This is a genomic window from Tenacibaculum jejuense (genome assembly GCF_900198195.1).
Taxonomy (GTDB): domain Bacteria; phylum Bacteroidota; class Bacteroidia; order Flavobacteriales; family Flavobacteriaceae; genus Polaribacter; species Polaribacter jejuensis.
Map to the genome: position 1 here is coordinate 3,286,077 of NZ_LT899436.1, position 14,921 is coordinate 3,300,997.

General features: G+C 30.9%; 12 protein-coding genes. 2 read left to right on the plus strand and 10 right to left on the minus strand.

Going from position 1 to position 14,921, the window contains the following annotated elements; translation table 11 throughout:
* Positions 1 to 10: 10 nt before the first annotated feature.
* Positions 11 to 940 (minus strand): PorP/SprF family type IX secretion system membrane protein, encoded by a 930-nt coding sequence (locus AQ1685_RS14355; protein ID WP_095073267.1) that lies wholly within the window; start codon positions 938 to 940, stop codon positions 11 to 13.
* Positions 941 to 1,737: 797 nt separating this feature from the next.
* On the opposite strand from AQ1685_RS14355, the gene AQ1685_RS14360 reads away from it, so the two are divergent.
* On the plus strand, positions 1,738 to 2,220 hold the full coding sequence (locus AQ1685_RS14360) for a helix-turn-helix transcriptional regulator (protein WP_157730238.1): 483 nt from the start codon (positions 1,738 to 1,740) through the stop codon (positions 2,218 to 2,220).
* Between the two features lie 50 nt (positions 2,221 to 2,270).
* Here the strand turns inward: AQ1685_RS14360 and AQ1685_RS14365 are convergent, their stop codons facing one another.
* From AQ1685_RS14365 to AQ1685_RS14385, 5 genes are read right to left on the minus strand one after another with little or no spacing between them, the layout of a single operon-like run.
* The gene (locus AQ1685_RS14365; protein WP_095073270.1) at positions 2,271 to 3,074 is read right to left on the minus strand and encodes an alpha/beta hydrolase; all 804 of its coding nucleotides are present in this window, start codon (positions 3,072 to 3,074) and stop codon (positions 2,271 to 2,273) included.
* Between the two features lie 9 nt (positions 3,075 to 3,083).
* Positions 3,084 to 4,208 (minus strand): zinc-binding dehydrogenase, encoded by a 1,125-nt coding sequence (locus AQ1685_RS14370; protein ID WP_095073272.1) that lies wholly within the window; start codon positions 4,206 to 4,208, stop codon positions 3,084 to 3,086.
* 9 nt (positions 4,209 to 4,217) lie between these two features.
* On the minus strand, positions 4,218 to 5,450 hold the full coding sequence (locus tag AQ1685_RS14375) for an NAD(P)/FAD-dependent oxidoreductase (RefSeq protein WP_095073274.1): 1,233 nt from the start codon (positions 5,448 to 5,450) through the stop codon (positions 4,218 to 4,220).
* 3 nt (positions 5,451 to 5,453) lie between these two features.
* Complete coding sequence (locus AQ1685_RS14380; RefSeq protein WP_095073276.1) at positions 5,454 to 5,762, minus strand: 2Fe-2S iron-sulfur cluster-binding protein; 309 nt, start codon at positions 5,760 to 5,762, stop codon at positions 5,454 to 5,456.
* 11 nt (positions 5,763 to 5,773) lie between these two features.
* Entirely contained in the window at positions 5,774 to 6,925 is a 1,152-nt protein-coding gene (locus AQ1685_RS14385) for a cytochrome P450 (protein WP_095073277.1), read from the minus strand.
* Positions 6,926 to 7,052: 127 nt separating this feature from the next.
* Here AQ1685_RS14385 and AQ1685_RS14390 point away from each other — a divergent pair, with 127 nt between their 5' ends.
* Positions 7,053 to 7,910 carry an AraC family transcriptional regulator gene (locus AQ1685_RS14390; protein ID WP_095073279.1) on the plus strand — a complete coding sequence of 286 codons (858 nt, stop codon included), beginning with the start codon at positions 7,053 to 7,055 and terminating at the stop codon, positions 7,908 to 7,910.
* Positions 7,911 to 7,994: 84 nt separating this feature from the next.
* Here the strand turns inward: AQ1685_RS14390 and AQ1685_RS14395 are convergent, their stop codons facing one another.
* The 4 genes from AQ1685_RS14395 to AQ1685_RS14410 all read right to left on the minus strand — a co-directional run bounded on the left by AQ1685_RS14395 (position 7,995) and on the right by AQ1685_RS14410 (position 14,911).
* Positions 7,995 to 9,062: a LamG domain-containing protein gene (locus AQ1685_RS14395; RefSeq protein WP_095073281.1), complete on the minus strand. Its 1,068-nt coding sequence runs from the start codon at positions 9,060 to 9,062 to the stop codon at positions 7,995 to 7,997.
* Between the two features lie 119 nt (positions 9,063 to 9,181).
* Entirely contained in the window at positions 9,182 to 11,041 is a 1,860-nt protein-coding gene (locus AQ1685_RS14400; protein WP_095073283.1) for an alkaline phosphatase D family protein, read from the minus strand.
* A gap of 7 nt (positions 11,042 to 11,048) precedes the next feature.
* A complete protein-coding gene (locus AQ1685_RS14405; protein WP_157730239.1) occupies positions 11,049 to 13,379 on the minus strand; it encodes a beta-galactosidase in 2,331 nt (776 codons plus the stop codon).
* 269 nt (positions 13,380 to 13,648) lie between these two features.
* The gene (locus AQ1685_RS14410) at positions 13,649 to 14,911 is read right to left on the minus strand and encodes an Ig-like domain-containing protein (RefSeq protein ID WP_162288580.1); all 1,263 of its coding nucleotides are present in this window, start codon (positions 14,909 to 14,911) and stop codon (positions 13,649 to 13,651) included.
* Positions 14,912 to 14,921: the final 10 nt, after the last annotated feature.

Sequence of the window (14,921 nt, forward strand, 5' to 3'; positions counted from 1 at the left end):
CATCTTGATTTTAAAAAAAACGTGGTGTTAATCGTCTTATACTGATTTTAGGAAGATCGTAGCGTAACATTGCTTCATAACTACCGCTATTAAATCTTGTATTACCTAATTCTGTTGTTTCTCTATCGTATGCAAATCCTAAGGTTAATGAATTAGAAATTCTAAATCCAACCAAAGCACTCAAAGCTGCACTTACTCGATAGGCTAATCCTAGAGTGAACTTTTCGTAAAACATGAAATTTGCTGATAAATCTATTTGTAAAGGAGTACCAAAAACTAATTTGGTTAATAATGCTGGCTTAAATTTTATATTATTATTTAAATCAAAAACATAACCACTGATTAAGTAATAGTTAATTCGTTCTTCACCCAAACTCTGATTCGTATTAAAATGGCTTGTTTCTAGCAAGTTAGGCACGCTAAAACCAAGATAAAACCTATCTGTATTGTAATACATTCCTACACCGACATTAGGACTGAACTTATTTGTAATATTTGTAGAAAAACTAGGATCATTTAGGTCAAATAACTCTAGTTTATTAAAATCTACACTAAGTAAATGCGCAACTCCTTTTAAACCAAAACTTAATTCCCCTTCTTCTGAAACTGGAATACGATACGATAAATCTAAATTTATATAAGTTTCTGTAGCCGGACCTATTTTTTCATTAATTACAGAGAGCCCAAGACCTAAACGTTGTAAAACTCCTAGAGGAGTATCAACTGCTAAAGTTTGAGTAGTTGGTGCTCCTTCTAATCCTTGCCACTGATTTCTGTATAAAGCAACAATATTTAAAGCTCCTTTATTTCCTGCATAAGCAGGATTAACACTAATTGTGTTATACATATATTGCGTATACTGCGCATCTTGTTGTGCAACACAAAAATTTACTATAATTAGTAGTACAAATAATAAGCATCTTTTTTTCTTTCCTTTCATTTATATCTTCTATCTATTGTTTCATTTTTAATCTGAACTAAATCATATTTCATTCAATCTAAGTTGAACAAAACACTTCTTTTAAAACGCAAATATTTGGATGAGTTAATTGAAGTACAATGATAGATTAATATTGTTATAGAAATAAAAATAGAGCGTATACAAAAGGAAACGAGATCGTATCAAAAGGTTACAGTGCTATTATTTTTAAAAAACTTTTTTCTTTATTTAAATACTATTAGAAATAAAAACAACTTAAATTCAAAATAAAACAACACGCTGATAAACAATAAAAAACGACTTAAATTCAATTTAAAATGACTAAAAAAAAATACCTGTCCCCCCTTTGTCCACTATGAATTTTATTCTATTTTAAATCACTTCTTTTCTTTTGTTTTAGCCAAATAATTATATAAACTAAATTACTACAAAGAATGAAATCGTTTTTGAAAAGACTACAAACGTCTATTGAAAAGAGAAGAAAAATTATACTCATATTAATATTGAGTATTAATCAACAACTACTAACTCAAAACACAAGTTTAACACAGTTTAATTTTAAAGTTAACCCTTATTCTTATGAAAGAAATGAAAGTTTTTTAAATAGAGTTTTAGGATTACATAAAACTCTATTCTATACTATTGAAGATAAAACTACACATACTACTTATAAGAGTAAAATTGTAGTTCTCGGATTTTTCCTGTTTTTTCTAACTAGCTCTTATTTGATTATAAATCGTTACCGTGGCATTTTTCTTGAAAAGCAAAAAAAATTAGATACTCAAAAAAAAATTTTATTGAAAAAAGAAAAAAAATTAAAACAGAAAATAGATTTAAAAAACAAACTACTTAGTTCTTATGCTTTTAACTTTCAACAAAAAAATGAAATCATAAATAAGGTGTTTTCTTTAGCTAGAGGTTTTGAAAAAACTTCTTCTATTTCTGAAGAGAAAAAACTAATTCAAGAATTAATACATATTGGAAAAGAAAATCTACAGGTTGATAAAGAATGGGAACACTTTAGGCTTTTTTTTGAAGAAACTCTAGCAGGTTTTCATTCAAAACTGAAATCGAAACATCCTGAATTAAATTCAAATGACTTAAAAATATGTTCATTAATAAGATTAAACTTGAACATAAAAGAAGCGGCAAATATTCTTAATATTTCTCCTGGAAGTTTAAAAACAGCACGATATCGTTTGCGAAAAAAATTAAACTTAAAACCTGGACAAAAAATTATTGACTATATTATTAAAATAGATCAAGAAGACTTTTGTTAATTTACACAAAAATGCCTTACTGAAAATCAGTAAGGCATTTTTTATGCTAATTAAGATAGTAATTTATCGAAAAACAACAAACTATCTTTTACATGATTTTCCCAATATTTCCATTCATGTTTACCCGAGAACTCTTCATAAATATGCGAAATATTTTCCTTTAATAATTCTTGATGTAATATTCTGTTATATTCAATTAATTCATCATTTTTTCCGCAATCAAATCGGAAAGGAACCATGTTAGATTTATTCATTTTTATAACTTCTAACACAGATTCTTCTTTTGAATTATCTTGCTTATAGTGATCTAAAGATTCTTCAACAAACAAACTCATTTGCGGTACATCTGTTATAGAACTATGTCCAGAAAAACCAGAAAAAACATGAGAATATTTAGCTCCAATTCTTAAAGCTCCATAACCGCCCATAGACAATCCTGCTATAAAAATTTTCGATTTATCGGTAACTTCATTTACAACTTCTTTTACTGCTTCAATTACATCTTCAGCAATCCATTTTTCAAAATTTAAACTATTGTGAGGTAAATATGCAGAACCGTCTCCCCATAAACCATCTGAAGGCATTGCAATTATAGCTGGTTTTATTTCTTGATTAGAAATCATTTTTTCTGCCGTACGATGAACTCCAGCTTTTTGAGACCAAATCCAAGCACTTCCATAAACACCATGCAATAGAATTACTAACGGTGTATTAGTTTCTAACGAAATACTCGGTACATACAAACAAATGTCTCCTCTTCCTTTAAGGTTTGGAGTTTTTACAGTGATAAATCGTAAGTTATCTGATTCAAATTCTGGATTTGAAACTTCAATAGTTCTAAATTTTGATTTCATATCATTTACTTAAGAGAAAGTAATTACTCCTTTTGCATTTCTTCCTGCTAACATATCGTCAAAACCTTGCTGAAGCTCTTCTAATTTATACGTACGTGTAACCAATTCTTCTAACATCAAATCTCCTTTCTCATATAACGCTTCAAACTTTGGAAAATCAATATCAGGTTTAGCTCCTCCGTACAATGGATTTATATATATTTTATCCCATTCAAACAAACGCATATCTACAGTAATTTCTTCCTCAATACCACTTACTTGAACAGCCGTTCCTGCATTTCTAATCATCGCTAAAGGAGCAACTCCTAAAGCTGGAACTGCTGTACATTCAAATGCATAATCTGCTCCTCTTCCATTGGTCATACCTTTTACGATTTCTGCTACATTTAGTAAACCTTTATCTTCTTTATCTGCTAAGATTATTTCTGTCGCACCGAATTGTTTCGCCATTTCTAAACGTGTTTCGTTAATGTCTACTGCTATAATTTTAGCTGCACCTGAAATTCTAGCCGCTTGTACTACATTTAAACCTACACCTCCTGTACCTAAAACAACTACCGAACTTCCCCATTCTGGTTTTGCAGTATTAAATACCGATCCACATCCAGTCATAACAGCGCAACTTATAGTTGAAGCTCCTTCAAAAGATAATTTTTTGGATGTTTTTTTTACAACACCAGAAGATTTAACTAATGCGTATTCAGAAAATGTTCCTAAATTAAATGAGCGTTCTATTGGCTTTTCATTTAAAGTAGTTGATTCAAAAGTTGGATGTCCTTCTGATATTTTTCCTGCATGACTTGCCAAAACTGGAGAATTTCGTTCATCTATATTTTGATTTCCTATCTGACATTGAAAATCATCATAAGATGGAGTTGCCCAATTTAAAATTACTTCGTCTCCAACTTTAACTTTAGTAACCTTCTCTCCTATAGCTTCTACAATACCAGCACCTTCGTGTCCCATTACTATTGGCATTCCCCAATTTAATGAATCAAAATCTGTGTGACATATCGCTGCTGCCTTCATTTTTACTAAAATTTCATCTCCTTGGGGCGGATGAATTTTGGTTTCTTCAATTCTAAAAGTTCCATCACCAGGAGCAACTATTGCTTTACACTTTATCGTATTCATGTTGTTCTTTTATTTATCTTGATTAATTGTAACTATCGATTTTAAATCTGATTCTGGATTGACCAAGGCTACTTTATCAATTCTTACTTTAGTTTTTATATACTTTGTGCCTAACACATATGATTTCGCATTATTAATTGAATCTACAGCTAAAAGTTCTTCTCCTTTGAAATACCAAATAGAGAATTTTTTATCACCTTCAATTCTAATTACTTTATTGTCATAACCATCAGCAAGACCTACAATTTGAAGTTTAACATCGTATTGATCTGACCAAAACCAAGGAACAGAATCATATGTAGCATCTATTTCACAAATATTTTTGGCTGCTATTTTAGCCTGATCTACGGCATTTTGAATAGATTCTAATCGTACATATCGATCGTAAAAAATATTGTAATGATAGGTACAATCTCCAATGGCATAAATATTTTCTTGTGAAGTTTCTGTTCTTTTATTTATACAAATTCCATTTTCAATTTTAAGATCTACTTGTTTAGCAAGTTCTGTATTGACCTGTATTCCAACTCCGACTATAATGATATCTGCATCGTAAGAAGAACTATCTTCACAAATCACTTTACTATCTGTTATCTCAATTACATTTTTTTTTGTAAAAATGTTGACACTATTCGTTTTATGAAGATTGTGAAAAAAATCTGATAAATATGATGTGGTTACTCTAGCTAAAATGCGTTGTTCTCGTTCTAAAACAGTAACATTTGCTCCTAACTTTTTTAATGAAGCTGCTGTTTCTAATCCGATATAACCACCTCCAATGATCACAACATTTTTAGTATTAGTTTTATGTAAGGCTTTTCTAATACCATCTACATCATTAGCATTTCTCAAAGTAAAAACATGTTTAACTTGTCGGATTCCTTTTATCGGTGGAATAAAAGTTCTTGCTCCAGTTGCAAAAACTAACTTATCATAGTTTTGAATACTATTATCATCTAGTGAAATATTTTGTTTCTCAGTATTAATATTGATAACAGACACACCTAATTTTAACTCAATATTTTCTTTTGAATAACTTTCCTTAGGCTTCAATAAATTGTTTTGAATACTGTCTTCTAATTCTAAATACTTTTTAGAAAGTGGAGGTCTATGATATGGTAAATTTGAATCTCTATCAAACAAGATAATTTTACCTTTCCAACCTTCTTTTCTTAATGAAAAAGCTAGATTTACACCAGCATGACTGGCGCCAATAACAACGCAAACTTTATCCTGAAACATAACTTATTTAGCAACAGTTAATTCTACCCCGTCAATAGCCTCTGTAATTTCTATTTGACAGCATAAACGACTAAATTCATTTGCGTCGTCTGCTAGCTCAAGCATGTCTACTTCTATACTACTTGCTTTTCCTACTTTATCGATATCTTTTTCAGCGACAAAAACATGACACGTAGCACAAGAACAAACTCCGCCACAATCACCATCAATTCCATTTACGCTATTATTTACAGCTAATTGCATTACATTTCCTGAATCTCCTTCTAATATTATTTTTTCATTATCACTTGTGATAAAAGTTATGTTAGCCATAATTTATTTTCTTATTTATTAAATTTTACTTTTAATTCATGAAAACCAACTTTACGTTTGAATTCTCCCCATTCTTCAATATTTTCTCTGCTATCGATAATATCTATTGATGAAACTTTATCTGCTAGAAGCTGTAATAGAGTTCTCATAATTTGACGCGCATGTGTTGCTCCTAAACAATTATGATGACTAAATCCAAAAGCTACATGAGGATTTATTTTTCTATCAAAATTCACTTGATTAGGATTTTCAAAAACAGTTTCATCTCTATTTGCAGAAGCCCAACATAAAGAAACTCGAGTATCATTTTTTACAGCATGCTCACATACTTGAGTATCTTCAGTTACTACTCTTCCCATATGTGTTAATGGTGAGAAATAACGAATTAATTCTTCTACTGCTTTGTTAATTTTCTCTGGATTATTCTTTATATCAAGTAATGATTTTGGATGATCTGCAAAGTAAGCTACAGTATTAGTTACTGCGTTAATTACAGTATCTCTTCCTCCAGCAAAAGTTAAAATCATAATTCCTTTTATTTCATCGTGAGTTAACTTTTTACCATTTACTTCTGCTTGTAATAAAACGGAATACAAATCTTCTCCTAAATTTTCTCTTGCTCCATTAATTTTTGCATCTAAATAATCATACAACACATTTGCTTTAGAAGCGTCTAAACTGTCTCCTTCACTTCTAAATACATGTGTTCCCCATGAAATAAATGTATCTGATTCTGAGTACTCAGTATTTAATAAAATTGTAAGTGCTCTCGATTGTAATTTTAAAGAAAAATCATGTACAACTTCAATTTCATCTTCTGATAGTACATCATCTATTAAATTTGAAACCTGATTTTTAAGTGTCTTTTGGTATTCTTCTCTATTTGGTCTTTTGAACCATCCTTCTAATAAATCTCTAAAATCTTTATGTAAAGGCGGATCTACTTCAAAAGGAATCTGTCTGATATCACGAATATTTACTTCTGAAGGAACTACAATTCTCCCTGGAACTGCACTAGATTGATATGTTTTCCAGTTGTGTGCTGTTTTTCTAACATCTTTATGACGTAAAATCATAGCCACAGGATCGTTTTGATCATCTATATGTCCTAAACCTGTTTTTTTTCTAGCTTCTTCAAAAGGATCTGAAAATTCACTCTTCATAAATATCGTGTTGTTTTTTACAAATTTGATAAGAACAGTTTTTTAATCACCGACGGATATTGTCAATTTTTTGAACTATATTTCCTTTTTATTAATTAAAACAACGCAGAAAAGAACATATTGAGTTATGAAAGCTATTAATGAACAACTTTTTTATTCGAATCAGCAGTCATTTTTAGTTTCTGAATTCAAACAAAACTATTTTGATTCTCCTTGGCATTTTCATCATGAATATGAATTGACTTACATCGAATCTGGACATGGAACTCGATTTGTGGGGACTAGTGCAGAGTCTTTTACTGAAGGAGATTTGGTCTTAATTGGTCCGCAATTACCACATTATTGGCGTTGTGACTCTATTTTTTATCAGCAAGAAGATTTGATTTCTAAAAGTCAAGTGATACAGTTTAAAGATGATTTATTTTTCGCGAATGAACTTCCTGAAATGAAAAATATTCATTCGTTACTAAGAAAATCTGCTAGTGGCATTCAATTTATCAATGGAAAAAAATATGAAGCAGAAATCACTAATCTTGGAAACTTAACTGGAATTTCTAGATTACTTTCTTTGTATGAAATATTAGAAACACTAAGTTTAGATAGCAATCAAAAATTACTTTCTACAACAGAAAGCTCGCAATTTTATCAAGCTAAAGATAGTGCTACTTTTCAAAAGATATTGAACTATATTTTCGATAATTTAGAACAAGAAATCTCTTTAGATAGTATTAGTAAAAAAGTATTTATGAGTAAATCTTCTTTCTGTAAGTACTTTAAAAAAAGAACAAAAACTACGTTTACAGATTATGTAAATAAACTTAGAATAACCAAAGCTGCTCGATTATTATCAGAATCTGATTTGACTGTATCTGAAATCTGTTTTGCTTCTGGTTTTAATAGCTTAAGTTACTTCAACAGACAATTTCAAAAACAAAAAAAAATAAGCCCGAAGGCTTATAGTAAATTGTATAACAACAAAAAATAACGTGAATCTTATCATAGAATCTACAGTTGTTTGGGGATTATTAAGAGATATTTAAAGATTCTAAGATCCACGTTATGTTACAACTTACTTACTTACTGGTTTAAAAACTCTAATCCAGTCTATTTTTAAAACATGATCTTCTGGAGAATTTGCGATTTCTTCATCTGTTGGAAATCTATCTGCAGCTGCATTCCAATTTTGAACTTCAGCATTTATGATAATATCCATTTCTTTGTTTAATCCTGTTCTAGTATTATCTGCGGTTTGGTTTGGAGATGTGTATCCTAAAGGATCTATTCCATCTTTACCTCCAACTGTATCTAAATTATCCATAACCTTAACCAAGTTTCCATTGATATAATACTCTAAATGCGTTGGAGATTTCCAATACACACCAATACGAACCCAATCACTAGACACAAATGGATATCCATCTATTTTTTGCCAAGTACTAACATCTTTTGGTTGATAATCTTGAAACGGGTTTCTAATAAATACATGATGGCTAATATGAAATCTTTCGCTGAACCATTGTTGTCCGTTTCTTGGATTTTGAGCTCCGTAAGCTTCTAAAATGTCTATTTCTTGTGTATCATCTGGACTCAACATCCAAATATCAGAAGCGAAAAATGCATTCGCAGCTTTTACTCTAGTTTCAACATAAACAGGATATTTGACTCTTTTTGTTGAGGTAATACATCCCAAACGAGTAGCTTTATCTGTATATGTATCTGAACCTGAAGTATATGTTTTCATTTCTCCTGGTTCTCTTGTAGTAATTAAACGTAAATTACCACCGGAAACTGTTACGTTTTCATGTTTCCAAATGGTCGCTCCAGGTCCGTCCCATTGGTTATGATAAAAGTTAGTCCATTTTCCATTCCCAAATTCTGCTAAATTCGGTTGTCCAGCGAATTCATATTCAAAATCATCTGAAATATCTGATTGAAATTCCCAAGTCATTCCATCGCCAGCATTAGCAGGAACAGGAATTGTCATCCAAGTTTCTGCTGCATTATCAGAATCATTTCCTGAATCTGTACTTCCATCTGTAGTATCTCCGTCTACTTGTTCAGGAGTATTATCGTTTCCAGATGAACAAGCAACACCAAAGATTATGCTAATTATAAAAATTAAATTTTTAAGCTTCATATTACATATATTTTATGGCTCGTAAGCTTTCAAAAGTAAATTTATATGCTAAAAATTAAGAGAATCCCCACTTGACAAAAACTTAATATTTGTTAGAAAAACTCTCATCATTAAGCTTTTTAGTCAATAATTACTTTCTTCCTGATTCTGTTCCTTTTCTTAGCTTTAATATTTTGAAGTACTCTAATGTTTTTACCTTCTCCAATTGTAATAGTATACAAACCTTCTTTAGGAACTTTTGCTTGATATTTTGAACCTTTTATTCTTAAAGAAGATATCAATTCATTAGTTTCTGAATTATGAATCGTTACAACTTGGTCTGGTTTTGAAATAGTTAATCCTGGTAATTCATAACCGTTTTTAATGGTATAATTATCTGACTGTTGTATTGTAATTGGCCAACCTGGATATTGCTTACTTTTCGCATCTGTTATATTTACATTTCTTCCCCAACATTCGAAAGTAATAGCTCTAGTTTTCTTGTGATAACGAACAATACCATAACCTGCAGCTCTTGTAGATAACTTCCCTCCTTCTTTTATTTCTGGTAAAGTTGGATTACCAACTGCTTTTACCGTCATTTTATTTTGAAAACCATCTAGGAAATCACCCGTATATTTTGGTGCATTTTTCTCTTGATTTGCTCCCGCTTTTTTTGGATCCCACCAACGCAACCAAAAATTTGCAATGGCTGGTGTACAGAAAGAATATCCAGCATCTCCAAAATCATCAACCCCATGTTTAACAACACTTCCTAAATGTTGATCACCTGCAACCATTACAGAAAAACTTTTTCTAATTACAGACAATGCTTTATTTCTTCCTGTTTGCGGCCAAGCATTCGTATCAAAATCAGCTAAAAGCTCTCTATCATGTTTTCCTGAATAATTATTTACCTGTGAAAAAATAGTTTGAGATAACACCGTTTTCATACTTGCATCTTTCCAATCGGTAGTCCAATCTTCTAAAAATTTAAGTTGCCTGTCTCCTAATAAAACAAGTCCTTCTACATCCATTTTCTTAGTATCTACATTTGGATTGAAAATAGCTTCATAAGAACCATTCGGAAAAACATCTGGATTTTTTTCAGCAACTAAATCGAGTCCAGACTTAAACTTTCTATCCTCTAAGATTGCAAAACTCATTCCTCCCCATTTTAAGTCTGTATAATACACACCAATTCCTTGTCCAATTGGAGTAGCATCGTAAGCGTCTGGTAAATGACTCGTTTGTGCTCTTTCTACTTCTTTTATATATTCAATTGGCATGTAATATCCACCTGATATTCCTCTTCGAGAATTTGCTTTTTTTCCACCTTGTCCCCAAAGATTTCCTTGACCAATATCATGATCGTCTGGAATAGTTATCGTTGGTGTATTTCTGATAATTTCTTCGAAATCTTTACCAAATTTTAACCAATACAAATAATGCTGACTATGATCGTATACTTGATCGCCTGAGAAAAAAAGTAAATCTGGTTTTATCTTTTTTACATTCTCTATTATATCATTTCTTGAAATATCTCCACCATGTCCTGGATAAATAGAGTTGCAAGTAAATGCAGCCATAATAAACTCATCTTTATCTATCGGATTCTTCCTTAAAATTCCTTCGTAGTAAGCAGTATTGTTATGATTTACTCTATATTTCAACTCTTTAGTATCATCCCAATTTTCTACTCTAAATGGAGCTGTGTAACCTGGATAAATAATTCGAGTTTCTGCTACTTTTTCCCATTTGTTATTTTTAAAAACTTCTAAACTAGCTTCAAAAGGTTCTACATTTTTTATTGGATAAAACTGTGCTGTAAGCTTTAACGTGTTTTCGTGAATTGTATATAAAGCAAATGCTATTCTATCTTTTGGTGCTATATAATCTGGTAACTTCAGTAAGTTTTCTTGTGCCTTTACTGAAAAAATTAAGCATATTAAAAATAATATACTCAATCTTCTATTACAAAAATTGTACGTTCTGTTCATACGATAATTACTTGTGATCTGTATTTCCAAATCTTCTTGTGTACAAACCTGAGTTTATTTCTTTGGCTTTTTTTATCATTGATGGATAAGGAATATCTGTTGCAGAAACGAAACCAACATTGTAGTTTTCGCCATCGTGTGCTCTACCTGTAAGCGGTGAATCTAAATATTGAAACCAATGACAACCAACTAAATATGGATTATCTATTACAGAGTTTGCATAATCTTCCCACATTTTTGCTCTATCATCTTGATCTACTGCATGCACTAAACCAGAATGTAATAAACCAGAATCTGGAGCTCCCATGTGATATTCTCCTATTAATGTTGGCATGTCTACTTCTTCTAAAAACTTCCAATATTTTTTTCCAATACCTTCTTTATAGTAATTGTAGCTAAACACATCTACGAATTTGGCTGCTGATTTTCGCACTTCTGGAGTTACTCCCCAAACTGCAAAACGACAACCTAAATACATATGATTCGGCATTTTTTTCTCTAAAGCATCATGAATTACCTGAAAATATTTTGTTGCAAAAGCTTCTAATAAAACTGATAAATCTGCAATCATTTCTTCGGAATATTCTTCTTTTGATTTATAATCTATTCCAGCTTCTAGGGCTTTCCATGAAGTAATTTTAGTATTCCAAGCCGTATTTAAATCTGTAATTTTTGCATACTTTTTCCTTAAGATTTTTATGCTATGTCTTTTCAAATAACTTGTCATGTCTTTTGAAAGTCCGTCTAACACTAATCCGTAATGATATTTTTTTGCGCTAGTTGCTCCCCAACTTCTTTCGTTATCGATAAATACACCAATACACCATGGATTATTTTTTACTTCTTCTGCAACTACTGCAATTGATTTCTTAGCTCTTCTTTCAAATTCAGGATCGAAAGGATCAGGCATTGGTCCCCAATAATCTAATCCAGAATATACTTTTTGAAAATCTCCAATAATCCATCCATTAGCGAAAAATGGTAATTTATTTCTGTGGTAAAATGCAGGATCAATCCAATTTCCAAAAGAAGTAAATCCCCAATTACGCATTCGATCTTCTGTAACTTGCAACCATTTATCTACATAAGATTTCGGATATTGTTCGCCATATCTTCTTTCTAAATTTGAACTATAAAAACTATAGGTTTGTCCGTGTTCTATCGGCCCGAAATGAGATTCCTTTCTGTAACTGTAATGATCTGCTAATGGTCCGTCTACAGCTGGTAATTCCACAAACATATCATTTCTTAGTTTGTTTGTTACATGAGCTGTTTTCATAATTTCTTTAGGCACAGCCACAATTCCTTTTGAATCTTCTGGAGTTACATCTTCCGGATCTCTATGTTTTAACTTCTCATCTGTGTAATCGATACCAGTATATGTTGTAGAATTTGCCATTCTTACATTTGCCAATCCTATCGAAAAGAATAAATATCCTTCAGGATCTACTAATGCCCATTTTCCGTTTATTTTTTCTTTTCTGAAATATCCAGTTGCTTTTAGTTTTGGACCATTTTTCCAGCCTCCATACTGACTTCTATCTGGCATTAATGTATATTCTGCTAGAGTTTTTAGTTCTGCATCTGCGATATTTTTTAACTCTTCATCTGAACTCACTTTAATTGGAAAATCTACTTTAGCATTTTGTCCGAATTTATCTACTATTCCTTTTAAAAAATTAGGATCTCTTTCTGGACTTTCTACTATTCTAATATTATCTAGAAGTACTGTTTTATTCTTATAACCTTGAGATCTATAAATTTGAATTGATTTAATTTCAGAAAAGTCAATGATACTTAACAATCCATTAATTTTCATGTGTACAGCTTCAGTTTCCCAAGCTGGAGGAGTATCTCTTAATCCGCTTTCTATATCTTCTTTTTGAGTTGTTAATTCAAAATAATATGATTTAAACTCGTTAGGTTGTACACTCACAATTCTTCTTGTAGATTGATTTTTTGAATTGGTTACAACAACATTAATGAATGAAGAACTTCCATTCTCACTCTTAGCATCAAAAACTAGATTATACTTCTTATTTTTATCTAATTTCCATGGTGTATTTGTACTAAATTTTACTCCACTTTCTTTTTCATCACCTCTTATAGCAACTTTCAAAACTTTATTATTTTCTGAAAGTGAAATTACTTTAGATGTTGCATTGATATCTTTTATAGTATTCACTGAAACAGTGTCTGATTCAAAATCATTAATAACTATTTCTGAGTTATAATTCCATATTTTTTTTGCTTCTTGTGATTCTTCTTTTTTCTCTTGACAAGAAAAAATGGTTACTAATGACAGTAAGGTTACTTTGTACAAAGTTTTAGCACTCATTCGGTTTCATTTTCTAAAAAAAGGAACTTTAAAAATGATTATTTCTAATTTTTTCGTTCCATTTTTTGATTATATGTTAATTTTAGACAAATGCAAGAAACTAAAACCTAATGAAAAAAGTACCGTCAAATAAAGGGTTTAGAGCTGTTGTCAAGTTTTTTTCAATTAATTTTTTAGTTTTTTTAAGAGTTTAAACAAAAAAGCAGCTCCATTTTCTTTCCTTAAAAAGAATAAGAGCTGCTCGTACTTATTTTAGATGAAAATATATTCTATTTATCCTCCAGTTTCCAAGTTCTAACCCAATCAATTTTCATAGTATTAATTGAATTGTCTCCTAAATCACTTTTCGGTGGCAATCCACCAAGCCAATTTGCGTCGCTGGTCCATAAATCGAAAATAATCTCTAATTCTCTTGTAAATTTTCTATCATAAGTATTTCCATCTTCATGTTCTCCAACAGTAACACTTCCTGCTGGTTCTCCATCTAAATAAAACTGAATATTTTTTTCATCTTTCCACCAAACTCCATAAGTATGATAACCTTCATTCCAACCTACATTTTTTAAAGGATTTACTGAAGATAGATCTGATATTAGGTAATTTCCTTTGTTACGAACTGTTTGTGGTGTTTTATTCTCATCAGCCTGAAAATATTGTGCGTTCATTTGATTTGGAAAATCTGGTTGACAACCACAAGAAGGTTTTGAGTTATTTTCTATAATATCAATTTCATCTCTATTATTAATATCTCCGTTGTTTAACCAAAATGTATTGTACGCAGAAATGTGCGCTGTTTGAATTCTTGCTTCTGTATACATTGGATATTTCGTTTCTGCTTTTGAATGAATTCTTGCAGTTTGAAACCATCTATCTTCTGGATTACTTTCATTTAAAGTTGCTTTGATCCATAATTTACCGTCAGTAACACCAGAATTATCAGCAGATTCTGACATAAATACTGGCACTCCATAATTCCATGTAGACTTAAACCACTTTGTATTGTCCCAAGCATCAAATTCGTCTGACATTGTTTCTAATTTCACCCATTTTTTATCATTTGGAGTAGTATCGTCTATTGATGTAAATGAAGGAAAATCTGGATTTATATTATTAAAATCATCTGCAGTTAATGTGTGTTTATTGATAGTTACATTCACCTTAGCCGTATCTGAATCGCCATCTTTATCTGTTATTTTATAAGTGAATGAATCTGTTCCGAAGTAGTTTGCCTCTGGAATATATTCGAATACACCATCACTAACTTCTGTTATTGTTCCTTTTTCTGGTTGCATTGAAATTTCATAATTATCATCATCTCCACCATCTGTTCCAATTTCATCATTGCTTGTCACATTGATTTGATTTGAAGTTCCTGAATTACTATTCTCTTCAACAGTTAATACATCATCTTGCGCTACAGGATTATCATTTGTATTTGGTGGGTTTTCTGAATCTGAACCTCCACAACCAATTGATATTTGGAATATAAATAGCAACAACATTGATTTTACTATTCTATTACGTGTTTTCATATTAAACATA